Genomic DNA, 26,944 nt, shown 5'->3' on the forward strand with positions numbered 1-26,944 from the left:
CACATGCTCAGCAATCCCTGCGCAGACAACTTATTTGGACATTCGCCACCAGCGAATGAGTAACCGAACATCCATTGCGGCCACCATTACGCCCAACGGGATCATCCAAAAACCCAACACGGGAAGGAACCCGAAAAAACCACCAATAATCATGAGTATGCCTACGACGAACCGCAAACCACGCGGCACGGTTCGTCGGATGCGCGCAAGGACAGGGCGCAGCTTGGCCTTGAGCGTGGCCCAGCGCCCATCCTTCGATGAGGGTGTCACCCCTCCATCGCCTCAAGTTCGTCAATGAAGCCAGATATCATCGAAAGGCCCTTGTCCCAGAATTTGGGATCGCTTGCGTCCAGCCCAAACGGGGCGAGCAGCTCTTTGTGGTGCTTGGACCCACCAGCGCGCAGCATTTCGAAATACTTGTCCTCGAACCCTTCGGAACCGCTTTCGTAAACCGAATAGAGCGCGTTCACCAAGCCGTCGCCGAAGGCATAGGCATAGACGTAGAAAGGCGAGTGGACGAAGTGTGGGATATAGGCCCAGAAAGTCTCATACCCGTCCATGAATTCGAATGCCGGGCCAAGGCTTTCGGCCTGAACGCTCATCCATAGGGCGTTGATGTCGTCTGGGGTCAGTTCGCCCTCGCGCCGTGCCGCGTGCAGCTTGCACTCAAAGTCATAGAACGCGATTTGGCGGACCACGGTATTGATCATGTCCTCGACCTTCCCGGCCAGCAAAACCTTGCGCTGTTCGGGGGTTTCGGCCTGATCCAGCATCTTGCGGAACGTTAGCATTTCACCAAAGACAGATGCAGTTTCGGCCAGCGTCAGTGGGGTCGATGACAGCATTTCTCCTTGGTCGGCGGCCAGAACCTGATGGACACCGTGGCCAAGCTCATGCGCCAGTGTCATCACGTCGCGCGGTTTGCCCAGATAGTTGAGCATCACATAAGGATGCACCTCGGTCACCGTTGGATGAGCAAACGCGCCCGGCGCTTTGCCCGGTTTTACCGCCGCGTCGATCCAGCCTTTGCTGAAGAAGGGCGATGCAATCTCACCCATACGGGGATCGAAGGCGTTATAGGCCTCCATCACGGTTTTTTCGGCCTCATCCCAGCCAACAACGCGGGTGTCTTCCATTGGCAGCGGCGCGTTGCGGTCCCAGACCTGCATGACGTCCAGGCCAAGCCATTTGCGTTTCAACTCGTAATAGCGGTGGCTCAGCTTGGGATAGGCTGCAACGACGGCCTCGCGCAGCGCCTCGACCACCTCTGGTTCCACGTCATTCGACAGGTGACGACCGGTCTGAGCCGTTGGCATCTTGCGCCAGCGGTCAACGATTTCTTTTTCCTTGGCCTGCGTGTTGTGCACACGTGCAAAGGTTTTGATGTTATCCTGAAACACACGGGCCAACTCGCGAGACGCGGCCTCGCGTTTGCTGCGATCTTGCTCGGTCAACAGGTTCAGGGTGCCCTCGATATTCAGTTCTTCGCCGTCAACGTCGAATGTCAGCCCGGCGATGGTTTCGTCGAAAAGGCGCTCCCACGCGTCGCCCACCACGCCCAGATCGTGCAGGAATTTTTCAAGCTCATCCGACAATTGGTAAGGCTTCATAGCGCGGATGCGACGGAAGACAGGCTCATAGCGGGCCAGATCAGCATTTGCGTCGAAGCGCGCTTTCAAATCGTCATCGTCGATCCGGTTGATTTCCAACGTGAAAAAAACCAGCGGAGTGGTGAAGATGGTGACTTTTTCCTGCATGTCCGACAGGAATTTGGCGCGTTCAGCATCAGTGGTCAGCTGATAGTAGCGCAGACCCGCAAAGGACATGATACGCCCGGCAATCGTGTTGATCTTTTCGTTTCGTTGGACACAGGTCAAAAGCCCATCGGCATCCAGATCGGCAAGCTTGCCTTCGTAATCGGTTGCGAAGGCGGCGCATTCGCCCTCAAGCCATTTTAGATCGCGGTCCAGTTCCGGTGCTTCATCCGAGCTATAAAGGTCGGTCAAATCCCATTCCGGCAGGTTGCCAAGATCGCCGGTGCCTCCAGCTGCGTTTGCGTCACGGACGGGAAAGGGAAGGTCGCGCATGGATCACCTCGGATTATCTGCTTTGGCAAACATCTAGGCGTGGGCGGCCCGGATCACAAGCCGCCTTCGCGCAAGGGGGCGGTTAGCTGGACAATGTGGTCGCGGACTTGGCACCTGACCGCGTCGCCATGAAATGCGCCGCCATTTTATCAAACACCGGGCCGCGCACATCGGGCGGCTCCATCAGTACTTCGTGTTCACCATCAGGAATTTCGACCAACGTCCCATTGGGCCAGTTTTCCATCCGCGCGCGGATTGCCTTGCGGTCAACGATTTGCTCGTGACTGCCCAGGAAGGTCAGGCCAGGCGTCGTGGGTGCGGTTTGCGCCATCAGCCAAGCGCATTCATCTAATGCCTCGCGCAGCCAGATCGTCGAGGGCGCTGCCAGCGACAGTTCAGGATGGGCCGCAAGCTGGTCTTTCATCATTTGGTACATCGCGGGATCGCGTGTCAGGATATTTCCCTCGAAAGGCTGTGAGACGACATAGCTTTCCATCGTTGTCGTCGGGGGTGTCTTTTGCCCAAGCCCGATCCGCGGGCCCCAATACGCCGTAAGCCGGCTGAGCGGTTTCATGATTGGCGTGAAAAAGATACCCCACATCGGGCCGGTAAAGGCGCAGGCGGCGAAGCTGTCACGTTCAAGCACTGCACGCAGGCCAATCGCACCACCCATCGAATGACCAACCACATACCAAGGCTTTGGTAGGCCAAGTTTTTCGGCGAGGTCCAAAGTTGCAAGCACGTCCTGCTGATAGTCTGTGAACTTTTCAACATGCCCGACGCGCGGATCGGGCAGCGGGCGATCTGCCAGCCCCTGACCACGCCAGTCAACCGCGAGAAATGCAAAACCTCTGTCTACAAATTCAGTCGCCGTACCACCGTATTTCTCAATGTATTCTGTCCGGCCGGGGAACATCATCACCGTGCCGTTCGTTTCGTTGTCCGCGCGCCAGTGACCCACACGGATACGGGTGTTGTCTGCGGTCGTGATCCAATGTGCCGCCCCACCGGCGGGTCCGCCGGCCACGTCCGCAAAGAAAGGGGCCGGCGACAACTCGGTCATGCCAGTACCGAGGCGAGCTTCATGGCGACACTCATGTCTCCGTCCACGCTCAGCTTGCCTGACATGAATGCGCCGGTCGGATTCAAATCACCGCTCAGGATTTGCTCGAACGTATCCGCATCTGCGCTCAGCGTAACTTCTGCGTCGTCGTCGCTGACGCGCGCTCCGTTTTCATCCAGAACGATTGCGCCCATGCCGGTGATATCAAACTTGGCGGTCGAGTCGAAATCACCGCCCGAGAGTTTGTCGTTCAGCGCGGCCGCTGCTTTTTCAAGAGTGTCACTCATGGTGTTCCTCATTTTGTTGATGCGCCGTGGATGGACATCCCCGGTCGCAACGCTACACTGCGCATTGTTATGGGTATTGCAATCGACAATCTCAAACGTACCGTAGCGGCACTTTTTGTCACGGTCATGTTTTCCACTAGTCTGCTTGCGCAACAAGCGGACTCGAGGGATGAAGCCGCATTGCTGAAGCAATTGGCACAATCGACGCCAGAACAGGCGATTGGCATAGATCGTCAGCTCAAGGCGCTTTGGTCTCAATCGGGATCAGCATCCGCAGATCTGCTGCTTGAGCGTGGACGCGAGGCTTTGGACGACGGGGATACGGTGGCCGCAATCGAACACCTGACCGCGCTGACCGACCATGCGCCAGGGTTTGCCGAAGGCTGGCACCTGCGCGCGTCGGCGTTTTTTGGCATGGATCGCTTTGGCATGGCCGCGGCTGACCTGGAACACGCGCTGACGCTGAATCCCTACAATTACGAGGCCATTTTCGGGCTGGGCCTAATTTTCGAGATAGTTGAGCAACCCGACAAAGCCCTGAAGGCTTATCAGCGGGCGCTGGCTATACATCCGCATCACGAAGAAGTAACCAATGCGGTGAATCGACTGAAGCCTCAGGTCGAGGGCTCGGCCCTCTGACGAATCGGGGCAGGGGGCAGAATTGAGCGGGTCATCCCGAATAGTGGCCGTACTGGGCCCGACCAATACAGGCAAAACCCATTACGCGGTTGAAAGGATGCTGGGCTACCGAACTGGCGTGATCGGTCTGCCGCTGCGTTTGTTGGCGCGCGAGGTGTACGACAAGATCGTTGCGATCCGTGGTCCGTCCGTTGTGGCCTTGGTTACCGGCGAAGAGCGGATCGTGCCACCGCGCACGCAGTACTGGGTCTGCACGGTTGAGGCGATGCCCGAGGGACTGGGCGCGGATTTTGTTGCCATTGATGAGATTCAACTCTGCGCCGATCCCGAACGCGGCCATGTTTTCACAGACCGGTTATTGCGCGCGCGGGGTACGCATGAAACTCTGTTTCTGGGTGCTGACACCATGCGCGGCCCCATCGCCGCCCTTGTGCCCGAGGCTCAGTTCGTGCGCCGAGAACGGATGTCGCAGCTTGTCTACTCCGGGTCCAAGAAGATCAGTCGTATGCCGCCGCGCAGCGCCATCGTCGGGTTTTCGGTTGAAAACGTCTATGCCATTGCCGAATTGCTGCGGCGCCAAAAGGGCGGCGCGGCCGTTGTGATGGGGGCGCTTAGCCCGCGCACCCGCAACGCTCAGGTCGAATTGTATCAAAATGGTGAGGTGGACTATCTGGTTGCGACAGATGCCATCGGGATGGGGTTGAACCTTGATGTGAACCACGTGGCGTTCTCTTCGCTGACCAAGTTCGACGGTCGTCGGATGCGCCCCTTGGCACCGAATGAGCTGGCCCAGATTGCGGGTCGCGCAGGGCGTGGCATGTCCGACGGCACTTTTGGTGTTACCGGAGAGGCCCCGCCGTTGGATGAAGGTGTGGCACAAGCCATAATGGACAGCCGTTTTACGCCGGTGAAAAAACTCAACTGGCGTAATGCAGCCTTGCGGTTTGGGTCAATCGACGCGCTGATCGACTCGCTTGAGGTCAGCCCGAATGACGAACACCTCACAAAGGCAAGGTCCGCGGATGATTTGAATGTGCTCAAGTCGCTTGCGCAGGTCGCCGAAGTTGCCGCCCGCGCCAGTGATCCGCAATCTGTCCGTCTGCTATGGGATGTATGCCGGATTCCGGATTTCCGGGGCATCAGCCATGCCGAACATGCCAACCTTCTTGAGGTGATCTATGGCCACCTGCACCAAAGCGGATCGATACCCGATGACTTCATGATGAGGCAGATTCGTCGGATTGATCGGACGGATGGGGATATTGATGCGTTGTCCAAAAGGTTGGCATATATTCGCACTTGGACATATGTTGCGCAGCGAAACGGCTGGGTGCGCGACGAATCACATTGGCGTGCGGTAACCCGCGCTGTAGAAGACAGGGTGTCGGACGCGTTGCATAACCGTTTGACGCAAAGATTTGTGGACCGGCGCACGTCCGTGTTGCTGCGCCGGCTCAAACAGAAGGAGGCCCTTTTGGCCGAAGTAAATGACAAGGGTGAAGTGACCGTCGAAGGTGAATTTGTCGGTCGTCTTGAAGGGTTCCGGTTCATCCCGGACAAAAGCGCGCAAGGAACCGAAGCAAAAGCTTTGAAATCGGCCTCTCTGCAAGCACTCGCGCCGCAATTCCATCTGCGCGCCGACCGCTTCTACAACGCACCCGATACCGAAATTGATTTCACTGATCAGGGTGGCCTGATGTGGGGCGAGTATGCGATCGGCAAACTTGTTGCCGGGTCCGAACCTCTCAAACCCATGGTCGAGGTGTTTGTAGATGAATCAGCCGGGCCGGATGTTGAACAAAAAGTTCAACGTCGCCTGCAGCATTTCATCGACCGCAAGATCGCCGCGCTGTTTGAGCCGCTGTTGAACCTGTCACGCGATGAAGAGTTATCAGGACTAGCCAAGGGTTTTGCGTTCCGAATGGTTGAGGCTTTGGGCGTTTTGCCGCGCGCGCAGGTCGCTCAGGACGTCAAGGATCTGGATCAGGACGCTCGCGGTGCCTTGCGCAAGCACGGCATCCGTTTTGGTCAGTTCACCATATTTATGCCGCTGCTGCTGAAGCCCGCGCCAACGCGTCTGCGTCTGGTTCTGTGGGCACTGTCCAGCGGTTTGCAGGAATTTCCCGAAGCACCGCCCCCTGGGCTTGTCACTGTACCCGTCGCCAAAGATGCGCCCAAGGGTTACGATACCATGTGCGGTTACCGCGATGCCGGAGATCGCTCGATCAGGATCGATATGCTCGAGCGTCTGGCCGACATGCTGCGCGCCGAAGACAGCCGTGGTGGGTTTGAGGCCAAGCCGGATATGTTATCGATTACCGGCATGACTTTGGATCAATTCGCTGATCTGATGCGGGGGCTGGGCTATAACGCTGAGCGGGGCGAGCGGGAAAAGGTAAAACCCGTAGCGGCTGAGCAACTGGAAGAACAGTCGTCAGTCGAAGAAACTCCGGCATCTGAGGCGGAAACCGAATTGCTCGAAGCGGCACCCGAAGAAACAGCCGCACCCGCCGAGGCGATAGCCGAGGCCACCGAAAGCACCGAGGCGACAGCCGAGGCTCCTGCCGCAGATGAGCCAGAGGTTGAGGTGTTTTATACCTTCACCTGGGGTCGCCAGCGTCAGGCAAACCGTGGTCCGCGTCGGGAACACCGACAGGGGCAGGGCAAAGGAAAACCGCGCGGCAAGCCTCAGGATGGGCGCGGCAAACCGCAAGGCAAGAAAGGTGGCAAGCCGCAAGGGGCCAAAACATTCTCGTCGCGGCCGCTCAAGAAAGAAAAAGCGATCGACCCAGACAACCCATTTGCGGCTGCGCTTATGGGTTTGAAGGACGGTAACTAATTAGGGATGGTCAATCCCAGGCTGCGGATCGACAAATGGTTGTGGCAGGCGCGGTTCTTCAAGACCCGTAGCCTGGCCACCAAACAGGTAAGCGGCGGCCATGTTCGGCTAAACGGAAACCGGGTTCTGAAATCGGCGCAGCCCGTGGGACCCGGGGATGTCTTAACCTTCCCGCAAGGACGTATTGTGCGGGTTGTACGGGTTGAAGAACTGGGTGAACGCCGCGGCCCGGCATCGGAAGCCCAAACACTTTACACGGATTTGACGGAAAAAAGGGACGAAACGCCCAAGAATCCCGGTTTCGAAGGAAAGGGTCGTCCGACAAAGAAGGATCGGCGCGCGCTTGATCTTTCTCGCACCAAAGAGGGGTGATCTGCCCTTGAAGACACTAAAAGACTGGATTAGCTAAACGCCCAAACCGCAAACGGGATTCAAACAATGACCTATGTTGTCACCGAAAACTGCATTGGCTGCAAATATACCGACTGTGTGGAAGTATGTCCGGTCGACTGTTTCTATGAAGGTGAGAACACGTTGGTTATTCACCCCGATGAATGCATTGACTGCGGAGTGTGTGAGCCAGAGTGCCCCGCAGATGCAATCCGCCCTGATACTGAACCAGGTATGGACCAATGGGTCGAATTTAACCGGAAGTATTCGGAAATGTGGCCGGTTATCGTCACCAAGAAAGATCCACTGCCCGAGGCGGCGGACCGTGATGGTGAAGAGGGCAAGATGGAGAAATACTTCTCTGAAGCGCCCGGCGAAGGGGGCTGAGCGATTCGCTCTCTGAACTTGTTCGTTTAGGTGTAAAATTAGGCTGTAATGCGCTGGTATAAAAGGGGTTTCACGTCCACGAAAGGGCGTGACCTTTCAGGCGTCGTATTTTTGTGATACACTCCTCACCTGAATGATGAATGAGATGGGGATGTGCTCCGTAAGTATGACTGCTTTGGAGTTCTGATTTTGTGACAAAACGACCGCATGACGGGGCCGAGCGTGGCTCCGGCTGGTTTTTTTGTCGTCCACACCTCGCTCTGTAACCAAGGATGATCCTGTATGTCTAAGTCGAAAAAGCTTGAGTTCCGCCCCAACGACTATGTTGTCTATCCTGCGCATGGCGTAGGCCAGATCATATCGATCGAAGAGCAAGAAGTCGCGGGTCATTCGCTCGAGCTGTTCGTCATCTCGTTTGAAAAGGACAAGATGACTTTGCGGGTGCCTACAAACAAGATCACTGAATCTGGTTTGCGCTCACTAAGCTCCCCCGATGTTATCAGCCAGGCGATGAAGACACTTAAGGGCAAAGCGAAGGTCAAACGCGCCATGTGGTCCCGTCGGGCGCAGGAGTATGAACAAAAGATCAACTCGGGCGACCTGATCTCAATCGCTGAGGTTGTCCGCGACCTGCATCGCACCGACGACCAGCGCGAGCAGAGCTATTCCGAGCGTCAGCTTTATGAGGCCGCGCTCGAGCGTCTGACTCGCGAAGTGGCCGCCGTATCCGGAGCCGGAGAAGTTTCAGCCGCCAAGCAGGTGGATGAGGTTCTGACTTCACGCGCTGCCTGATTTCAGCCGTTTCTGACGTATAGGCCGCTCCGTCACTGGGGCGGCCTTTTTGTGTCCGGCCTTGGTGAATTGTGCCTTTGCGGCTAATTTTCCAGCAACAAGAGGCGGATACATGGTCAGACTAAAACAAACCATCAAGTTTCTGTATGTCGCGCATGAACCGGTTTCAGTCTGGTTTCGCTACGGGCTGATCCTCTTTGATGCGGCTTCCATCGTTTTCTTCGTGGCCACGGCAAATGTTCCACATGGTCCCGGGATAAAGATTGCCAGCCTGTGTGTCGGGCTTGTCATCCTGCTGGATTTTCTCGCCCGGATGTGGATAGCGAAAGACCGCGGGAAACTGCTGCGCAAAATCTACACGCTGGCAGATATCGTCGTGATCGCCTCGCTGCTGCTTGAGCCGTTTTTGCCCGGAAACCTGGCCTTCGTGCGGATTTTGCGCGCTTTGCGCCTGATCCACTCTTATCACTTGCTGCGGGACCTACGACGCGACAGCCAGTTTTTTCGGACCCACGAAGATGCGGTTATCGCAGCGATAAACCTGATGGTGTTCGTGTTCGCCACCTCAACGGCAGTTCTGGTGTTCTTTATCCCAGAGGATAGTCAGACGCCCTATATTGATGCGCTTTATTTCACCATGGCGACACTAACAACAACCGGGTTCGGAGATATCACCTTGGCGACCCCCGCTGGAAAGTTGTTTTCAGTATTCATCATGGTTGTTGGCGTGGCTTTGTTCGTGCGACTGGCGCAAGCCATATTCATGCCGCAGAAAGTCCGGCACAAATGCCCTCATTGTGGGCTTTACCGCCATGATCCCGACGCGGTGCATTGCAAACATTGTGGCGAAACTCTGAAGATTGAAACAGGCGGCACGAGTTAAAGCGCAGCAACCGCAACGGTAAGGAACGCCAACTCTGCCAGTTGTTGACTGGCCCCCAGAATGTCGCCGGTTTGACCCCCAATCTTTGACTTTGCGATCTGTGCAAAAAAGCCAATCGCCAATCCGACAGCAAGCATGGGAAGGGCTGCTGCAGCACCCATCAAAAGCGCCACACATAGTACGGCCAACCCAAGGCCTAATGCGACCGTTCCAGCCCGTGGTGGACCGACCGAATGGCTCAGGCCGCTGGTTCGGGCGTTTGGAAGGGTGGCCATCAGAAATGGCAGGACTGCGCGGGACGTGATGCAGGCCGCAAGGATCGTGGAAAATCCGCTAGAGGCCAAAAGCGTTGTCACCAGCATGATGCGCAGGGTTTGTGAAAAGATCAGGGCCAACACACCATAGGTGCCGATATGGCTGTCTTTCATGATTTCCAATCGGCGCTCGGCCGTGAAACCGCCCCATAGGCCATCCGCCGTGTCAGCCAGCCCGTCTTCGTGCATGGCGCCAGTTGTTAAGACCAGCACCGCGATCAGGAAAATCGCACTCACCGGTGCGGGCAGGTTCAGCGCGAGTGCGACCCAAGCGGCTGCGTTGGCCAGCAGGCCCACGGCCAGTCCGACCAAGGGAAAAGCCCATGTTGCCTCGGCTTGCCGAGTGAAGAACTTTTCTGGCAGGCGCGGCACTGGCAGACGGGTCAGCAAGACCAGCGAAAGTGGAATATCCCACACAGAGATCAGGCTGGTATCGTTTTTATGCACTCCCGCGCCTTTCGGGGTCTTGTTGGGTCGGACACTTCGGTTAAACACTCAGGACCACACCGATGCAACGAGGCTTTGGATGCTGCCTGAACTAATTGATCTGAAAACGTTCCGCAAAGCCTTGTGCCAGGCACCGGGGCCGGATGCCAGCGCGCTAAAAGGCGCGGCTGACCGCAATGGGCAACTGACCAAACCGCCCGGCGCGCTGGGGCGGCTTGAGGATCTGGCGATCTGGTATGCTGGCTGGCGCGCAGATGCACGACCGCAGATTTCGAAGCCACAGGTCATTGTATTCGCAGGAAACCATGGTGTTACAGCGCAGGGCGTGTCTGCCTTTCCACCCGAAGTGACCACGCAGATGGTGATGAATTTCGAACATGGCGGCGCGGCAATCAATCAACTTGCAATGGCCGCAGGGGCCAGGATGGATGTGCATGCCTTGGATTTGGATCAGCCCACGGCAGATTTCACCAAAGAACCCGCCCTGTCCGAAGATGGGCTGCTGAAGGCCCTGCGCGCGGGGTGGAATGCAGTTGACCCCAGCGCCGATCTTTTGGTTGTCGGTGAGATGGGGATCGGCAATACCACACCAGCGGCTGCAATTGCCTGTGCGCTGTTCGGCGGAGATGCGGCCGACTGGACCGGGCGCGGAACGGGTGTTGATGACGTTGGCCTAGCCAACAAAACTCGTGTGGTGTCCGAAGGTGTGGCCCAGCATGCGGATGCAAAAGACGGGCTGGATATTCTACGCTGCCTCGGTGGGCGCGAGATCGCGGCCATGGCCGGTGCCATCGCGGCTGCGCGTATCTTGCGCATACCGGTTATTCTCGACGGCTTCATCTGCTCGGCAGCGGCGGCCTGTTTGGCAGATATCGCCGAAGGCGCGCTAGACCATGCCATAGCAGGGCACCAGAGCGCCGAAGGCGCGCATGGCACCCTGTTGCAGAAGCTGGGTAAAAAGCCGTTGTTGGACCTTGGCCTGCGTCTGGGTGAGGGTTCAGGTGGCGCGTTGGCCATCAACATCCTTAAAAGCGCGGTGGCCTGCCACTCGGGTATGGCAACTTTTGCTGAGGCGGGTGTTTCAGACGCCTGACCCTTGTGGCCTGATCTGTACTTGAAGATCAGGCAGATTTTTGGGCGTGTTTCTCAGCCAATTCCAGTAGTTCGGTCTCAAGCTCTTTTTCGAATTGCTGGGCGCGCTCGATGTATTTTTTGTTCTCTGCGGTCGGCATGCCGGGGATCCACAGTTCAGCGAGCTCACGGATCGACTCGCGGTCGTGGTGATAAAAAGTCTGCTCAGCTTGCGCGGCCTCGTACTCGCTAAGGCCTATATTTTCCAGCACGTATCGCCCTGCGCGAAGCGAGCTATCGAACATTTCCCGCACGATATCGTCCGCGCCAGCCTGATATAGTTCGTACACATGGGTGCGGTCATGCGCGCGCGCGATGATGTGCAAATCAGGGCGCTGACGGCGCGCAAAACTGACCAGGCGGGTCACGTGTTTTGGATCGTCCATTGCCGCGACAAGAACGGCGGCTTTCTCAAGCCCAGCCGCGCGCAGCAGTTCTGGCCGGGTCGGATCACCCAGAAACCCTTTGACACCAAAGCGGCGCATGAGTTGGATTGTCTCGATATTATGGTCTAGCACGATGGTCTTGAACCCGCTGGCGCGGACCAACCGGTTCACAATCTGACCAAAGCGCCCGATACCCGCGATAATGACCGGACCTTTTTCGTCAATCTCATCGGGCTCCGGCTGGGGCGCACTGTCACCGATCCGGCGCGACAAAAGATCGTAGACGATAAACAGCAATGGCGTGATGAGCATGGTCAAAGCGATGATCATCAGTAGCTTCTGCGACAGGTCTGGCGGGATGACGTTCTGCTGTGTGGAAAAGGCCAACAGGACAAAACCGAATTCGCCCGCTTGTGCCAAACCGAGCGTAAACAGCCAGTGATCCCTGCCTTTCAGCCGAAACGCCCGCCCGACCAGGAACAGAATGATACCCTTGGTCAGGATGACAAGAAGGGCTAATCCGATCAGTTCCAAAGGATCGTTGAAGAAATAGGCAACATCAATCCCGGCACCGACGGTGATGAAGAACAGGCCCAAAAACAGACCTTTGAAGGGTTCAAGGTCACTTTCCATCTCGTGCCGGAACTCTGAGCTAGCCAGCACAACGCCCGCAAGAAACGCGCCCAGAGCTGGGGACAGGCCCACGAGTGTCATGAGGAAGGAAATACCGACGACGATCATCAGGGCCAGTGCGGTATACATTTCGCGCAGGCGCGTGGCGTGAATAAAGCGAAACAGGGGACGGGTAAGGTAGACACCTGCAAGAATGACAAAGGCAATGGCGCCAAGCGTAACCAATGTAACCGCCCATCCCGGAAGACCTTCGACCAGTGAAAGGCTATGGTGCCCGGCGTCATGCAGGTCTTTCACGCCGCGGTCGATGGACCCGTCGCTTTCAAGATGTGGCATCGCAGGCAGTGCCAGCAGCGGTAGCAGCGCCAGAATCGGGATCACAGCGATATCCTGGGTCAGCAGCACCGAGAATGTTGCCCGGCCACCATTGGTCTGCATCAGCCCTTTTTCGGAAAGGGTTTGCAGCACGATCGCCGTTGAAGACAGCGAAAGTGTCAGTCCAACGGCCAGAGCGACCGACCAGGGATGGTTTGCATAGATAGCCACCGCAGCAATCGCAGCGGTCGACAGGCCGACTTGTAAACCACCCAGACCCAAAAGGCGGTCACGCATATCCCACAGCGCGCGGGGTTCAAGCTCTAATCCGATCAGGAACAGCATCATGACCACACCGAATTCGGCCACGTGCTGTAGGCTCTCGGTCTCGGCCCCCACCAAACCCAGCCACGGGCCGATCACGATCCCTGCGGCCAAGTAGCCCAGAACGGACCCTAAACCCAGACGCGCCGATAGGGGCACGGCGATCACGGCAGCCGCCAGATAGATCGAAGCCTGGTAGAGGAAATCGTCCATAGTCGTCCTTTCGGCGGGTCAGGTGGGCAAAGGGGCGTCGCGTTTAAGCTGGTCCATCACGATTTGGCTCTGGACTCGCGCCACTGCAGGATGCGGCAGTATCACCTGGTGAAGCAAGCGATTGAGCGCGGCTAGATCGTCGCAATAGACATGCAGCAGGTAATCTGCCTCTCCGGTCATCGTCCAGGCGCTGGTGATTTCGGGGCGCGTGTCCACCATGCGGGCAAAGCTGGCGGATTGTTCGGGGCCATGCGTGCCCAGATGTACCTGAACGAATCCCTGAACGTGCAATCCAAGCTTTAACGGGTCCAACCGCGCGGCATAGCCGGTAATGTATCCTTCGGCCTCAAGCCGCTGTCGGCGCCGACCGGCCTGACTGGCCGACAGGTTCAGCAACTCACCCAGCTGATTTGCCGTCAGATGGGCATCGACCTGCAATGCGGATAAAAGGCGCAAATCGGTGGAGTCCAGCATATGCGAAGTTTTCCCTAATCTGTGCGTTATGATGCGTGTTTTGCGCGCCTATCGCCACTTTACATTAAAACAATGCGCAGAAACAGCGCTACAAAAGGTTTATTTTTGACTCAGCTAGGAAACTTCTATTTCAAGGAGATCCATCATGGGTCCGTTCCCTCATAATGCTCCAAAATCCACCATTAGCCCCGAAAACCCTGTCGGTACGGATGGGTTCGAGTTTGTTGAGTTTGCCCATCCCGATCCGCAAGAACTGCGCGACTTGTTCGCAAAGATGGGTTTCGAAAAAGTTGCGCACCACAAGGAAAAGCCTGCGGTCGAGCTTTGGCAGCAAGGTGACGTAACCTACATCCTGAACGCTGATCCCGATAGCTTTGCAGCCCGCTTTGTCGATGAACATGGTCCTTGCGCTCCGGCGATGGGTTGGCGTGTCGCAGACGCGCAGAAAGCGTACGAATATGCGATCGCAAAAGGCGCTGAACCCTATGACGGGGCGGATAAGACAATGGACGTTCCGGCGATTAAGGGGATTGGCGGGTCACTGATCTATTTCATCGACCAATACTACGACACGCACCCCTATAATGACGAGTTCAATTGGATCGCACAGTCAAAACCGCGCGGAGACGGCTTTTATTACCTCGATCACCTGACACATAACGTCTATCGCGGAAATATGGACAAGTGGTTTGAGTTCTACGAGCGCCTGTTCAACTTCCGTGAAATACGGTTTTTCGATATTCAGGGGAAGTATACGGGCTTGTACAGCCGTGCGCTGACGTCGCCTTGCGGACGTATCCGTATCCCGATTAACGAAGACCGGGGCGAAACGGGTCAGATCGTATCGTACCTCAACAAATACAAGGGTGAGGGTATTCAGCACATCGCAGTGGGAAGCGAGGATATCTATGCCTCGACCGATGCGATTGCGGAAAAGGGGCTGAAGTTCATGCCCGGCCCAAACCGAACATACTATGAGCTTTCCAAGGAAAGGGTTGCCGGTCACGAAGAACCGCTGGATCAGATGATGAAACACGGCATCCTGATCGATGGCGAAGGCGTGCTGGATGGTGGTGAGACGAAAATCCTGCTCCAGATATTCTCAAAAACTGTAATTGGCCCCATCTTCTTCGAGTTCATTCAGCGCAAGGGTGATGACGGGTTTGGCGAAGGGAACTTTCAGGCGCTCTTCGAATCCATTGAGCGTGAGCAGATCGAAAGCGGCGAAATATCAGTGGCTTGAGCTTCAACGTTAAACACGTGCGGGCGGTAACGCCCGCATCACCCCCGCGGCATTTTCAGCGTGACGTTCCGGCCTTTTTTCTGATAGCGCAACTCGCTGTCGCCTATTGCGATGACCTGGCCGCCGTCAATCCTGTCCCCGACCTTTAGCTTTTTGTAGCGTCCGCTTGGCAACCGCACCAGGGCCCGGCGGTTTGCGGGGGTGCCGTAAACACCTATCAGGTTCAATTTTCGAAGATTCATCGCGTTGTCGATTGTCGCTTGTCTCGCGACCGACGCCGAGGACGGAATTTTTGGTGCAACGGCCTTGGGTTGGAACGTGTCGGCTTCGGGTTGACTAACAGCCGCCGTCGACCCCAAGGTGCTAGGCTGCGCAGTGGCGGTAGCCGGGGCCAGCCCCGCCGGGCGTAGTTTAGGTCGGGGTACGCGCACAACAGCCAGCGCGGTTGGCGTTTCGTCCACCTCTGGTTGCTGTTGCAGTGACGCAGGGCGCAGTTTGGGACGCAGGACAGCCAACTCTTCTCGGGTGCGGCCACCCAATTGCTGTCGTTCAAACCGGCTGGTCAGGTCCTCGGGGCGAAGTTTTGGCCGCAACCCGGCAAGCCTGCTGTCTGGGGCTTCCTCAAGCGTTGGTTCCTCTTCAAACCGGACAGGTGGCTCGGGCGGCACTTTCGACGGGCGACCAAGATAGACGACAATACCTTCGGGGTTCAGTGTTCCCTCAACGGTGGGCGTAACGAGGCCACTATCATCCAGCTCAAAACGGGTACCGGCGACGCTGGGCAAAGCAACCCGTTCAAAGGGGGCATCGGTGTCATAGCTCTGGACCGAGGGCAGGGCGATCGCGTCATTTGACAGGTTAGTGCCATCAACAGAAGCCAGATACGGTTCGTCTTGTGACAGAGGGACCGGTGGCTCCAGAGGTTCGGGGGCCGTGATCGTTACACCGGGCAGGGCCTGACCTTCAGGCGGCTCGGGGTCACGGGCGATATCTTCCACAACCTTCGGCGCGATATTGAGGGCATTTCGTATCGCCTCATCCGCCTGGGTAAGCTCGGGCTGCGCGTCGTCAGCGGGGGGCGACGATGACGAGGTTGGTGGTGACGCAACCTCGGCCTCTTCGCTCGGAGGCGTCTTAGTTGGTTCGACAGTCAGCGCTTCAAGTATCGCCGCATCCGTGGGCGAGATTTCAGGCGCGTCCTCAGCCACGTCAGGTTGTTCCTCTTCCCGGTCGGTTATCTGCGGCTCGACTTGTGCGGTACTGATCGCAGGCGTTTCGGGTGTGGCTTCTGATACGACATCGGCCTGAGGGTCGGGTTCGGGCACGGCCTCTTCGGATTGCACCGACCCGGTCTGGACGCTTTCGTCCGTGTCTGAACCAATCAACGCCCATGCGCCGAACAACACTGCCAGACCCAGTGCCACCGCTCCTGGAATGACATAGTGTTTTGCTAAAACGTTGGTGGTCGATTGTCCGGGCGAGATCGGCGTTGGTACGGACCGGAAAGACTCCGGAGGCGTTTCATCAGCAATCACATGTACGTTTGCGGGCAGTTTGTCCTTTTCAACCCCCTCGGCCGTTTCTTCGGGAGCAGAGGGAATGTCCGGCACCGGGAACATTGGTTTTGCAGGAAAGTCTTCTGGGGCCGATTCTGTTGTGATCTGAACCGGAACAAATCCATGTTCGGTGGCAAAATCCTGCGCTTCGATCAGCGTTTGTCGGGTTACGGCCGCGATATGGGTTGTTGGGCCGATTGTGGCGCTGTCAAAAACCAGTTCATCGACCGAATAGGGCGTCGCGTCCGCCAGCGTTTGTTCTGCATTTTCGCTCTGGGATTGAGCGTCAGCTTCCACGGACAGGAACCGAACTTGATCAGCTGGAATGATGATCTGACAGGTCAGGTTGTTTTCCAACGCGAAGGCCCGGTCCCTCAGCGCAAACAACTGCGCGTTCAAATCCGGCGCGTCCAACGCAACTTCGCCTACACAATACCAATCGCTATCCGATTGGTGATGCACAGATATTCCGGTTGCAGAAAAAGACAGCGCAAAGGCGGGTTTCATATTCCCGAGGAACCATATTTGTCAGCATCAATGCAAACGACTTTTCGTTCGCAAGCAGACATTAAAGCAGGATATTGCCGAGGGGAAGGCAAACCCAAATTCTCCCCTTGTTTGGTCTGACCCTGCAGCCCCATGTATAGCATGAAGAAATTGGAGGGAAGATCTTGAAGAAAAGCGCTTTTCTGGCCGCACTGCTGGCCGTTACGGTCGCTGGCATGACCCATGCGCAAGAACGTCGCATCACGGTGGATGCATCCGGCATTGTGCAAGCTGCACCGGATATGGCGACCATTACTGTGGGCGTAACAAACGAAGACCCGCAGGCCTCAAATGCGATGCAGGCGACATCTGATGCGGTGTCGTTGATCCTGAAACGGCTAGAGGACATGGGGCTTGAGGCGCGCGACGTACAAACCCGCGACCTGTCGCTGTCTCCGGTCTGGTCCGGGCGGAATACCTCGACCGGTAATCGACCTGAGATTTCAGGTTTTGTCGCCTCCAACACTGTTCAGGTCCGGGTCCGTGATCTGGCTCAGCTGGGCACAATCATGGACGGAGTTATTGAGGACGGTGCAAACGATTTTCGCGGCCTGACTTTCGGTGTTCAGGACCCGACGCCTTTACAGGCTGAAGCGCGGGCTAAAGCAGTTGCCGAAGCCATGGCAAAGGCTGAACAACTGGCACAAGCGGCGAACGTGTCGCTGGGTCCGGTGCAACAGATTAGTGAGCAGGTCGGCGGTGTCCGCCCCGCACCAATGATGCGCGCAATGGATGTTTCAGAGGCCGGAGGAGTTCCGGTTGCGAGTGGTGAGATTTCAGTCTCGGTCAACGTGTCGATGGAATTCGGGATTTCCGAGTGAACCCTTGCCCAAAGTTCAAGCCATCAGCAGACTTGCAGTTGGCTTGACGGGTTACACTTGTTCACAGCCAGCAAGGCCTCGAACGCAGTTTTTCGGCCATTCACTGTCGAACGGCGTCGGTGGCAAACGCCCGGAATGGCCCGGACGTTTGCTTGCCTAAGGTTCAGGCTGTCGCTTTAGCCAACGCCTGATCAAGATCGGCGATCAGATCATCCGCGTCCTCGATACCGATGGAGACTCGCACCACACCGGGACCCGCGCCTGCGGCCTCTTGCTGTTCGGGGCTGAGCTGGCGGTGCGTGGTCGAGGCTGAATGGATAATCAGCGACCGTGTATCACCCAGGTTGGCCACGTGGCTGAAAATTTCCAGTGCGTTCACCAGTTTGACACAGGCGTCGTAGCCGCCTTTTACAGCAAAGGTAAACAGCGCACCGGCGCCTTTTTTGTACTGCGACTTAACGCGGTCATGATAGGGCGAGGACGGCAGACCGGCATAGGTCACGTACTCAACGCGGTCATCGGCCTCAAGCCAAGCGGCGATCTTCTGCGCATTCTCAATATGTCGCTCCATCCGCAACGACAAGGTTTCGATCCCCATCAGCGTGTAGTGCGCCGCCTGCGGGTTCATGGTCATGCCCAGATCGCGCAGGCCGATGGCGATCCCGTGGAAGGTGAAGGCCAGCGGGCCAAAGGTCTCGTGGAATTTCAACCCGTGGTAAGCTTGTTCCGGTTCGCTGAGCGACGGGAACTTGTCATTTGCAGACCAGTCGAACTTGCCAGAATCCACGATGCAACCACCGGTGACGGTGCCGTTTCCAGTCAGGTATTTAGTGGTCGAATGTACGACTAGCGTCGCGCCATGCTCAATCGGGCGGCACAGGTAGGGCGTGGCCGAGGTGTTGTCGACGATCAGCGGAATGCCCGCCGCATCGGCCACATCCGCAAGGGCGCGGATATCGGTGACATAGCCGCCGGGGTTGGCGATGGATTCACAGAAAATTGCGCGTGTGTTTTCGTCTACAGCGGCCTTTACCGCGTCAAGATCGTCGGTATCCACGAACGTGGCCGACCAGCCAAAGCGTTTGATCGTCTGGCTGAATTGCGTGACGGTGCCACCATACAGACGAGTTGACGCCACCACGTTGCAGCCCGGTCCCATCAGCGGGAACAGCGCCATGATTTGCGCCGCGTGGCCCGAGGAGCAGCAGACCGCGCCCACGCCACCTTCCAACGTGGCGACACGTTCCTGCAGCACTGCCACGGTTGGATTGGTCAGTCGCGAATAGATGAACCCGACCTCTTGCAGATTAAAAAGGGCCGCTGCGTGGTCGGCGTCACGGAATACATAGGCGGTGGTTTGGTAAATCGGTGTCTGCCGCGCACCCGTTGCCGGATCGGGGCGAGCGCCCGCATGAATCTGTAGCGTGTCAAAACCGTAGGTAGGGCCGTCTGACATCGTCAAAATCTCCTGTTGGGATGTAGGTTGCAGACTCTCTAGGCGATTGAGCGCGCACGTACAACATTCCTGTCAGCGCATCCAAAGGCCGTTATTCTTGATCGTGTTGCGTATGGCCTGCTCGCGCTTGGGCAGGTTGTCTCGGTCGAACAGGTCGCGGATCTTGTGGCCCTTGCGCTGCAGGACCAGCTTCTTGATTGGGTCATAGCTTTTGAGCACCTTCTTGACCTTGTTGGGCGCCACCACGGTTTCCAATACCTCAACCACATGGTCGCTCTCGCGCGCGTAGAGCAGGGGAAACAGGCGATAGTGGCAGCTTACCGATCCATCCAGCAGACCCGGGGGGAGGGTGTCTCGTCCCCCTCCGAATGAGTGGATGACCAATGGCAGGGCGACCTGATCCAGCCATGGGTCTAGGGTCTGACCTATCAGTTCGGGGATATCTTCGTCCCGGATCGTGCGGGCATAGCTCAAAAAGCGTTCGCCAAACTGGCGAGGGCAGGAGTAATAGAAAAAGCCCGCGTTAAAGTACAAATACCTCCGCCAGTGGTCGATTGGTTGACTGGTATCCAGCGAGCTTTGAAAATCCAGTTCAAAACGACGGTAAAGCGCGTGCCAAATACCATCGAAACCAGGGCCGTATAGGGTCGGTTTAGGCCATGTCCCCTCCACCTTTTGCGAGGCGCTGGGGCGGTCAAAATCAAACTGAACAGCGGTCAGGTCCCCGGTGATCAGGGTATCACTGTCGAAGAACACGAATGGCTCACCTTCGGGCAGGGCCAGCAGCGCCTCGATCTTGTTGCCATAGGGGTAGCTTTCGCCGAACACGGAGCTGTCGAACGGCAGGATTTCGACGTCCAGCTGGCGCAAAGCCTTCAGCACATCCTCATACTGGATACTCGGATCCTGTCGCCAACGCGGGCCGGGTTTCGGAACCGCCACGAACAGACGGCCAGAAAAATTAGGTGAGCAGTGGCGCAACGAGGCTGCAAATAGCAGCGCTTCGTATTGAAGGCGATTGTTTTGCCCAATGATGACGATGTTGAAATTCGGTGTACTGGCCTGCATCGGATGACTTTCGGAATTCTTGCCGATGACCGGCGCTGCGATTTTTGACCTACAATACGCAGCAAGGCCCGTCAAAACCTGATGCAGGGAAAACCTGATACGAAGGCCGCGTTGGCAATCTGCCCCTCAACTTTTGCCCGAACTGGTTCGTCGGGTGGTCAAAAACTACGCGGTTCATTGGGAATTCGAGGAATTTCGCTGGTTTTCGCTTTTTTTGGTCATTTTGTAAATTTTACCAATTGATAAAAAATTAGAATGTGGCAAGCTGATACCACAACAAACATATCTACAGGGAGTAGAGCGATGGCACAGGGCCAGATGGCCCCCGGCATTGTATCCGGGCGGCTTTCCAGCGATGAGCTGACCTCGAATTTTACGGATCTGCATCCGCCATTGGCCGCGCATGAGGCCGCTGTGGCCGCGGATCGATGCTATTTCTGCTACGATGCGCCGTGCGTGACCGCTTGTCCGACAGACATCGATATTCCGCTGTTCATGCGGCAGATTCAGGCCGGTCAACCCGAAGCAGCGGGAGAGACCATTCTGGCGCAGAACATTCTGGGCGGTATGTGCGCCCGCGTGTGTCCGACCGAGACACTGTGCGAAGAAGCCTGTGTGCGCGAAGCTGCCGAGGGCGCTCCGGTCGAGATCGGCCGCTTGCAGCGTTACGCGACCGACAGTGTCATGGCGTCGGGCAGTCATCCGTTTAGTCGGGCCGCGCCAACTGGCAAGACGATCGCCGTTATCGGGGCGGGTCCTGCTGGTCTTGCCTGCGCGCACCGGCTTGCAATGCTGGGGCATGACGTGGTGATCCATGAAGGCAAGCCCAAGCCGGGTGGTCTGAACGAATATGGCATTGCCGCATACAAATCGACCAATGACTTTGCGCAGGCCGAGGTCGACTGGCTGTTGAAAATCGGCGGCATTACCATTGAGACGGGTTCGGTGCTGGGCGAGAGCGTTTCACTGAACGGCCTGATCGAAAACTACGATGCGGTTTTCCTCTCCATTGGTCTGGCAGGTGTGAACGCCTTGCGTGCAGACGGGGCCGAAAAAGATGGTGTTCGGTTTGCGGTCGACTTCATCTCGGATGTTCGTCAGGCTTCTGATTTGGCGGATCTGCCGGTGGGGCGCAATGTTGTGGTGATCGGTGGTGGGATGACCGCAGTCGACGCCTCGGTAAAGTCCAAGTTGTTGGGGGCCGAGAATGTCACCATAGCTTATCGCCGTGGTCGCGATGCCATGGGGGCCAGCCGCTATGAACAAGACCTCGCGGCCTCACACGGTGTGAAGATCATGACCAACGTCCAGCCCGTCGCCATACATGGAAACGGTGCGGCTGTTGAAATCGAATTGGAGTATACTTCCAGTCACGACGGTCAACTCAAAGGTACTGGTGAAACAGTGCGACTGGCCGCAGATCAGGTTCTGAAGGCTATCGGCCAGACGCTGGAGGGCGCACCGGAAGGGCTCCAACTAGACGGTAGCAAAATTGCCGTGACAGGGGCCGGGCGCACCTCGATAGCCGGTGTCTGGGCCGGAGGGGACTGTGCCGCCGGCGGAGAAGACCTGACGGTGACTGCCGTTGCCGAGGGCCGCGATGCTGCGATGGATATCCATGCGAGCCTGACAGCGTGAAACTGATAGACAAAGATGCAAACCTGCATCAGGGAGGCCAAATAAATGGCTGATTTAAAAACAAACTTTCTGGGAATCGAAAGCCCTAACCCGTATTGGCTGGCTTCGGCGCCACCAACTGACAAGGAATACAACGTCCGCCGCGCATTCGAGGCCGGATGGGGTGGTGTTGTTTGGAAAACTCTGGGGTCCGAAGGGCCGCCGGTGGTGAATGTCAACGGGCCGCGTTATGGTGCGATCTATGGGGCTGATCGGCGTTTGCTGGGGCTTAACAACATCGAACTGATCACCGACCGTCCGCTTGAGGTGAACCTTGAAGAAATGGCGCGGGTCAAGGCCGATTACCCGGATCGTGCGCTCATCGCCTCGATCATGGTGCCGTGCGAGGAAGAGGCGTGGAAAGCCATCCTGCCGCGCGTGGCCGAAACCGGCGCAGACGGGATCGAGCTGAATTTTGGTTGCCCACATGGGATGAGTGAGCGCGGCATGGGTTCAGCCGTTGGGCAAGTCCCGGAATATATCGAGATGGTCACGCGTTGGTGCAAAAAATACTACGACCGCCCGGTGATCGTAAAGCTGACGCCCAACATTACCGATATCCGTAAGCCTGCTGCGGCCGCAAGAAATGGCGGCGCGGATGCGGTGTCACTGATCAACACGATCAATTCGATCACCAGTGTCAATCTGGATACATTTAGCCCGGAACCATCGATTGACGGCAAGGGCAGCCATGGCGGCTATTGCGGACCTGCGGTGAAGCCGATTGCCTTGTCGATGGTGTCGGAAATTTCGCGCGCTGAGGCGACGCATGGCTTGCCGATCTCTGGTATCGGCGGCGTGACCACCTGGCGCGATGCGGCCGAGTTCATGGCACTGGGCTGTGGCACGGTTCAGGTTTGCACCGCGGCCATGACCTACGGCTTCAAGATCATCGATGAACTGACGGCTGGCCTGTCCAAGTGGATGGACGAAAAGGGATACACGGACGTCTCACAGGTCGTGGGCCTTGCGGTGCCAAATGTAACCGACTGGCAGTATCTGAACCTGAACTACGTAGCCAAGGCCAAAATCGATCAGGATCAATGCATCAAGTGTGGCCGCTGTTATGCCGCATGCGAAGACACCAGCCACCAGGCGATTTCGATGTCTGCGGACCGCGTGTTCGAGGTCAAGGACGAAGAATGCGTCGCCTGTAACCTGTGTGTGGATGTGTGTCCGGTGGATGGGTGCATCTCGATGGTGCCGATGCAGGCCGGAGAGGTCGATCCGCGCACCGGATTGGAGGTTCAGCCAGACTACGCCAACTGGACAACGCATCCAAACAACCCGATGGCAAAAGCTGCCGAATAACACCAATGACAGACGAAGAAAGGGGCCGGTCAACGGCCCCCTTCTTTATGGCGACAGCAATTTGCGATAGAGCGTGTCTATAAACGGCTCAGCCCCTTTGAACGGGTCCTCTTCGCCCAGAATAGCGCGGACCTGAACATCAAAATCAGCGTAATGCTGGGTCAGCGCCCAGATCGAAAAGATCAGGTGATAGGGATGCAGCCGCGCGATTTTACCCTGATCCATCCATCCCGTCAGAACCGAGGTTTTTTCGTCGACCAACGACTTAAGGTCGTTTGACAAGGCGTCATGAATGCGGGGCGCACCCTGAACAAGCTCGTTGGCGAACAGACGGCTTTCGCGGGGCAGTTCGCGGCTCATTTGCAGTTTCCGATGGATATAAGACAGAATTTCTTCCATCGGTTCGCCGTCCGCGTCCAGATCGTGCAGCGGTGCCAGCCATGTCTCAAGCAAGCCCGACAGCAGCGCAGTGTGAATCGCTTCTTTTGACGGGAAGTAATACAGAAGGTTCGGTTTGCTCAGTCCGGCCTCCGTCGCGATCTGATCGACCGTCGCCCCGCGAAACCCATGGGCTGAAAACACGTTCAGGGCGGCATTGAGAATCGTTGCGCGATTCTTTTTCTGTATCCGGGTCGGGGCACGATCCTTGGGCATGTTTTCAGCGTGTCTCTTTTTTTGCCATGCGCGGGTAAATAGCGCCGAAACTTCTGGCGGCACCATGCAATTTCTTGACTGACGTCGAACCCGTGATAGCGTGAGTTTGACCATATGGTCAAATCAAGACACCACAAGCGAGCCAAATCGCAAGCAACAGGGAAGACACCAATGGCAGCTCCGGCGCAGAACCTCAGAATCAATGGCGACAGGTTGTGGGATAGCCTGATGGAGATGGCAAAGATTGGCCCGGGTGTTGCAGGCGGTAATAATCGTCAAACGCTGACGGATGAAGATGCCGAGGGACGCGCGCTTTTCCAGAAATGGTGTGAGGATGCGGGCTGCACCATGGGACTGGACCAGATGGGTAACATGTTTGCGCACCGTGCTGGAACTGATCCAGATGCGCTGCCGGTTTATGTCGGGTCGCATCTGGACACACAGCCAACGGGTGGAAAGTATGATGGCGTGCTGGGCGTGCTGGGCGGATTAGAGATCATACGGACCCTCAACGATCTTGGTATCAAGACCAAGCATCCGATCGTGGCAACCAACTGGACCAATGAAGAGGGCACGCGTTATGCGCCGGCGATGTTGTCATCGGGCGTGTTTGCCGGGATGCACACGCAGGACTGGGCCTATGACCGCGAAGATGCCGAGGGGAAGAAATTCGGTGATGAGCTTCAGCGCATTGGCTGGCGAGGTGATGAAGAGGTTGGTTCACGCAAGATGCACGCCTTCTTTGAGCTTCATATCGAGCAGGGGCCAATCCTTGAGGCAGAGGGCAAAGACATCGGTGTGGTCACGCATGGCCAAGGTCTTAGCTGGACCCAGATCACTGTGACAGGCAAGGATGCCCATACCGGGTCGACCCCAATGCCGATGCGCAAGAACGCTGGCCTTGCGATGGCGCGAATTCTTGAGAAGGTGGACGAAATCGCGTGGTCCCATGCCCCGCATGCAGTTGGCGCTGCGGGCCATATCGACGTATATCCGAACTCGCGCAATGTTATTCCGGGCAAGGTGGTCTTCACGGTCGACTTCCGCTCACCCGAGTTGGACGTGATCACCGATATGGAAAATCGCCTGCGCGTTGCCGCTGAGGATATCGTCGACGAGATGGGTCTGCAGATCGAATTCGAGAAGGTCGGCGGTTTTGATCCTGTGAAATTCGATGAGGGCTGCGTGGCCGCCGTACGTAACGCGGCAGAACGGCTGGGCTATTCGCATACCGACATCATCTCGGGTGCGGGTCATGACGCGTGCTGGATCAACCGCGTGGCACCGACAGCCATGGTCATGTGCCCCTGTGTTGACGGGTTGAGCCACAACGAGGCCGAAGAAATCAGCAAAGACTGGGCTGCAGCCGGGGCGGATGTTCTGTTTCATGCCGTCGTCGAAACTGCGGAAATCGTGGAATAATCTGGACCAGCCGTCCTCGGACTGGCGTTCCCCACGAGACGTTAGGCTAACAAAACAAGCGGCGAAGACCGCGTTAGGGAGTTTAAAATGAGCACTGTTATCAAAAACGGCACCGTCGTCACTGCGGACTTGTCTTACAAGGCGGATGTGATGGTCGAAGATGGTGTGATCACCGAAATCGGGATGGGCCTTAAGGGCGACAAGGAACTGGACGCGACGGGTTGCTACGTGATGCCGGGTGGCATTGACCCGCATACGCACCTTGAGATGCCGTTTATGGGAACGTATTCCAGCGATGATTTCGAAAGCGGAACGCGGGCGGCCTTAGCTGGCGGTACGACGATGGTGGTGGATTTTGCTTTGCCCAACCCCGGGGAAAGCCTGCTGGACGCCTTGAAGCGCTGGGATAACAAATCGACCCGCGCAAACTGTGACTATTCCTTCCACATGGCTGTAACTTGGTGGGGTGAGCAGGTGTTCGATGACATCAAGACAGTCGTGGAAGAGCGTGGAATCAATACGTTTAAACACTTCATGGCCTATAAAGGCGCGCTTATGGTGAATGACGATGAGCTGTTCGCGTCATTCAAGCGGCTGGCTGAACTGGGCGGTATCGCAATGGTGCATGCCGAGAACGGTGATGTCGTGGCCGAGTTGCAAGCCAAGCTGTTGGCCGAAGGTAATTCTGGCCCCGAGGCGCATGCCTACTCACGCCCGCCACAGGTTGAAGGCGAAGCCACGAACCGTGCCATCATGATCGCTGATATGGCGGGCGTGCCGCTCTACGTGGTGCATACCTCCTGTGAAGAAGCGCACGAGGCCATCCGCCGGGCGAAGATGCTAGGCAAACGCGTATGGGGAGAGCCGCTGATCCAGCACCTGACACTGGACGACAGCGAATATGCGCACCCCGACTGGGACCATGCCGCGCGGCGTGTCATGAGCCCTCCGTTCCGCAACAAACAGCACCAGGATAGTCTGTGGGCGGGGCTACAGTCAGGCTCGCTGAGCGTCGTGGCCACGGATCATTGTGCGTTTACGACTGAACAGAAGCGCTATGGCGTCGGCGATTTTACCAAGATCCCGAATGGCACTGGCGGTCTGGAGGACCGGATGCCGATGCTTTGGACCCACGGTGTGAATACCGGCCGGTTAACGCCAAATGAATTCGTTGCAGTTACCTCAACAAACATCGCTAAGATATTGAACTGCTATCCGAAAAAAGGTGCAATCCTTGTGGGCGCTGATGCCGACATCGTCGTTTGGGACCCTGAAAAGAGCAAAACGATCACCGCCGAGACGCAGCAATCTTCGATCGACTATAACGTGTTTGAGGGAAAAGAAGTCAAAGGCTTGCCACGCTTTACCCTGACCCGGGGACAGGTGGCCGTGCATGACGGCGAGATCAAAACACAGGAAGGCCACGGCAAGTTTGTTGCGCGTGAAGCCAACACCACCGTCAACAAGGCACTGAGCACTTGGAAAGAGCTTACTGCCCCAAGGCCAGTCGAACGGTCGGGCATCCCGGCGACGGGGGTTTAGTGCAGGCCAGAAAGTACAGGCGCCGCATAAAGATAATATTTTCA

Annotated in this window: 24 protein-coding genes; 13 read left to right on the forward strand and 11 right to left on the reverse strand. The window is 57.0% G+C overall.

Translation table 11 applies throughout. The features are described from left to right. Nucleotides 1-30: 30 nt before the first annotated feature. The 4 genes from LCM21_RS09690 to LCM21_RS09705 all read right to left on the reverse strand — a co-directional run bounded on the left by LCM21_RS09690 (nt 31) and on the right by LCM21_RS09705 (nt 3,437). The gene (locus LCM21_RS09690) at nt 31-270 is read right to left on the reverse strand and encodes a hypothetical protein (RefSeq protein ID WP_068334678.1); all 240 of its coding nucleotides are present in this window, start codon (nt 268-270) and stop codon (nt 31-33) included. After that, nucleotides 267-2,087, reverse strand: a complete 1,821-nt coding sequence (locus LCM21_RS09695) for a M3 family oligoendopeptidase (RefSeq protein WP_224890414.1) — start codon at nt 2,085-2,087, stop codon at nt 267-269. The genes LCM21_RS09690 and LCM21_RS09695 overlap by 4 nt, the downstream gene beginning before the upstream one ends. 82 nt (nt 2,088-2,169) lie before the next feature. Continuing rightward, nucleotides 2,170-3,150, reverse strand: coding sequence for an alpha/beta hydrolase (locus LCM21_RS09700; RefSeq protein ID WP_224890415.1), 981 nt, complete (start codon nt 3,148-3,150; stop codon nt 2,170-2,172). Beyond that, on the reverse strand, nt 3,147-3,437 hold the full coding sequence (locus tag LCM21_RS09705) for an SCP2 sterol-binding domain-containing protein (protein WP_068334686.1): 291 nt from the start codon (nt 3,435-3,437) through the stop codon (nt 3,147-3,149). The genes LCM21_RS09700 and LCM21_RS09705 overlap by 4 nt, the downstream gene beginning before the upstream one ends. 30 nt (nt 3,438-3,467) lie before the next feature. On the opposite strand from LCM21_RS09705, the gene LCM21_RS09710 reads away from it, so the two are divergent. The 6 genes from LCM21_RS09710 to LCM21_RS09735 all read left to right on the forward strand — a co-directional run bounded on the left by LCM21_RS09710 (nt 3,468) and on the right by LCM21_RS09735 (nt 9,367). Next, nucleotides 3,468-4,076, forward strand: a complete 609-nt coding sequence (locus tag LCM21_RS09710) for a tetratricopeptide repeat protein (RefSeq protein ID WP_224890416.1) — start codon at nt 3,468-3,470, stop codon at nt 4,074-4,076. 22 nt (nt 4,077-4,098) lie between these two features. Further along, nucleotides 4,099-6,915, forward strand: coding sequence for a helicase-related protein (locus LCM21_RS09715; protein WP_224890417.1), 2,817 nt, complete (start codon nt 4,099-4,101; stop codon nt 6,913-6,915). Between the two features lie 6 nt (nt 6,916-6,921). Beyond that, nucleotides 6,922-7,287 (forward strand): RNA-binding S4 domain-containing protein, encoded by a 366-nt coding sequence (locus LCM21_RS09720; RefSeq protein WP_224890418.1) that lies wholly within the window; start codon nt 6,922-6,924, stop codon nt 7,285-7,287. 66 nt (nt 7,288-7,353) lie between these two features. After that, entirely contained in the window at nt 7,354-7,692 is a 339-nt protein-coding gene (gene fdxA / locus LCM21_RS09725; RefSeq protein WP_068334695.1) for a ferredoxin FdxA, read from the forward strand. Between the two features lie 282 nt (nt 7,693-7,974). Continuing rightward, complete coding sequence (locus LCM21_RS09730) at nt 7,975-8,484, forward strand: CarD family transcriptional regulator (protein ID WP_068334698.1); 510 nt, start codon at nt 7,975-7,977, stop codon at nt 8,482-8,484. Nucleotides 8,485-8,596: 112 nt separating this feature from the next. After that, complete coding sequence (locus LCM21_RS09735) at nt 8,597-9,367, forward strand: ion channel (protein WP_224890419.1); 771 nt, start codon at nt 8,597-8,599, stop codon at nt 9,365-9,367. Here the strand turns inward: LCM21_RS09735 and cobS are convergent. Then, nucleotides 9,364-10,128, reverse strand: a complete 765-nt coding sequence (gene cobS, locus LCM21_RS09740; RefSeq protein ID WP_224890420.1) for an adenosylcobinamide-GDP ribazoletransferase — start codon at nt 10,126-10,128, stop codon at nt 9,364-9,366. The genes LCM21_RS09735 and cobS overlap by 4 nt on opposite strands. Nucleotides 10,129-10,207: 79 nt before the next feature. Here cobS and cobT point away from each other — a divergent pair, with 79 nt between their 5' ends. Then, nucleotides 10,208-11,221, forward strand: coding sequence for a nicotinate-nucleotide--dimethylbenzimidazole phosphoribosyltransferase (gene cobT, locus LCM21_RS09745; RefSeq protein ID WP_224890421.1), 1,014 nt, complete (start codon nt 10,208-10,210; stop codon nt 11,219-11,221). Nucleotides 11,222-11,249: 28 nt separating this feature from the next. Here cobT and LCM21_RS09750 read toward each other — a convergent pair whose 3' ends face one another. Both LCM21_RS09750 and LCM21_RS09755 read right to left on the reverse strand, forming a co-directional pair. Then, nucleotides 11,250-13,130 (reverse strand): monovalent cation:proton antiporter-2 (CPA2) family protein, encoded by a 1,881-nt coding sequence (locus tag LCM21_RS09750; RefSeq protein ID WP_224890422.1) that lies wholly within the window; start codon nt 13,128-13,130, stop codon nt 11,250-11,252. A gap of 18 nt (nt 13,131-13,148) precedes the next feature. Beyond that, complete coding sequence (locus LCM21_RS09755) at nt 13,149-13,604, reverse strand: Lrp/AsnC family transcriptional regulator (protein ID WP_224890423.1); 456 nt, start codon at nt 13,602-13,604, stop codon at nt 13,149-13,151. A 145-nt stretch (nt 13,605-13,749) separates the two neighbouring features. Between LCM21_RS09755 and hppD the strand changes: the two genes are divergently transcribed. Continuing rightward, entirely contained in the window at nt 13,750-14,847 is a 1,098-nt protein-coding gene (gene hppD / locus LCM21_RS09760) for a 4-hydroxyphenylpyruvate dioxygenase (protein ID WP_224890424.1), read from the forward strand. Between the two features lie 38 nt (nt 14,848-14,885). Here hppD and LCM21_RS09765 read toward each other — a convergent pair whose 3' ends face one another. Beyond that, on the reverse strand, nt 14,886-16,910 hold the full coding sequence (locus LCM21_RS09765; RefSeq protein ID WP_224890425.1) for a hypothetical protein: 2,025 nt from the start codon (nt 16,908-16,910) through the stop codon (nt 14,886-14,888). A gap of 164 nt (nt 16,911-17,074) precedes the next feature. Between LCM21_RS09765 and LCM21_RS09770 the strand changes: the two genes are divergently transcribed. Further along, nucleotides 17,075-17,770, forward strand: coding sequence for an SIMPL domain-containing protein (locus LCM21_RS09770; RefSeq protein ID WP_224890426.1), 696 nt, complete (start codon nt 17,075-17,077; stop codon nt 17,768-17,770). A 163-nt stretch (nt 17,771-17,933) separates the two neighbouring features. Here the strand turns inward: LCM21_RS09770 and LCM21_RS09775 are convergent, their stop codons facing one another. Continuing rightward, nucleotides 17,934-19,226, reverse strand: a complete 1,293-nt coding sequence (locus LCM21_RS09775; RefSeq protein WP_224890427.1) for an O-acetylhomoserine aminocarboxypropyltransferase/cysteine synthase family protein — start codon at nt 19,224-19,226, stop codon at nt 17,934-17,936. A 72-nt stretch (nt 19,227-19,298) separates the two neighbouring features. Then, nucleotides 19,299-20,294, reverse strand: coding sequence for a hypothetical protein (locus LCM21_RS09780; protein ID WP_224890428.1), 996 nt, complete (start codon nt 20,292-20,294; stop codon nt 19,299-19,301). Between the two features lie 303 nt (nt 20,295-20,597). Here LCM21_RS09780 and LCM21_RS09785 point away from each other — a divergent pair, with 303 nt between their 5' ends. Together LCM21_RS09785 and preA are read left to right on the forward strand one after the other, a co-directional pair. Further along, entirely contained in the window at nt 20,598-21,932 is a 1,335-nt protein-coding gene (locus tag LCM21_RS09785; RefSeq protein ID WP_224890429.1) for an NAD(P)-dependent oxidoreductase, read from the forward strand. 45 nt (nt 21,933-21,977) lie between these two features. Further along, nucleotides 21,978-23,282, forward strand: a complete 1,305-nt coding sequence (gene preA / locus LCM21_RS09790; protein WP_224890430.1) for an NAD-dependent dihydropyrimidine dehydrogenase subunit PreA — start codon at nt 21,978-21,980, stop codon at nt 23,280-23,282. 45 nt (nt 23,283-23,327) lie between these two features. Here the strand turns inward: preA and LCM21_RS09795 are convergent, their stop codons facing one another. Next, nucleotides 23,328-23,936: a TetR family transcriptional regulator C-terminal domain-containing protein gene (locus tag LCM21_RS09795; RefSeq protein ID WP_224890431.1), complete on the reverse strand. Its 609-nt coding sequence runs from the start codon at nt 23,934-23,936 to the stop codon at nt 23,328-23,330. A gap of 171 nt (nt 23,937-24,107) precedes the next feature. Here LCM21_RS09795 and LCM21_RS09800 point away from each other — a divergent pair, with 171 nt between their 5' ends. Beyond that, nucleotides 24,108-25,358 (forward strand): Zn-dependent hydrolase, encoded by a 1,251-nt coding sequence (locus tag LCM21_RS09800; protein ID WP_224890432.1) that lies wholly within the window; start codon nt 24,108-24,110, stop codon nt 25,356-25,358. Between the two features lie 87 nt (nt 25,359-25,445). Beyond that, nucleotides 25,446-26,900 carry a dihydropyrimidinase gene (gene hydA, locus LCM21_RS09805; RefSeq protein ID WP_224890433.1) on the forward strand — a complete coding sequence of 485 codons (1,455 nt, stop codon included), beginning with the start codon at nt 25,446-25,448 and terminating at the stop codon, nt 26,898-26,900. The last annotated feature ends 44 nt before the right edge of the window (nt 26,901-26,944 follow it).

This window comes from Ruegeria profundi (assembly GCF_020171505.1).
In the GTDB taxonomy this organism is placed as follows: Bacteria; Pseudomonadota; Alphaproteobacteria; order Rhodobacterales; family Rhodobacteraceae; genus Ruegeria; species Ruegeria profundi.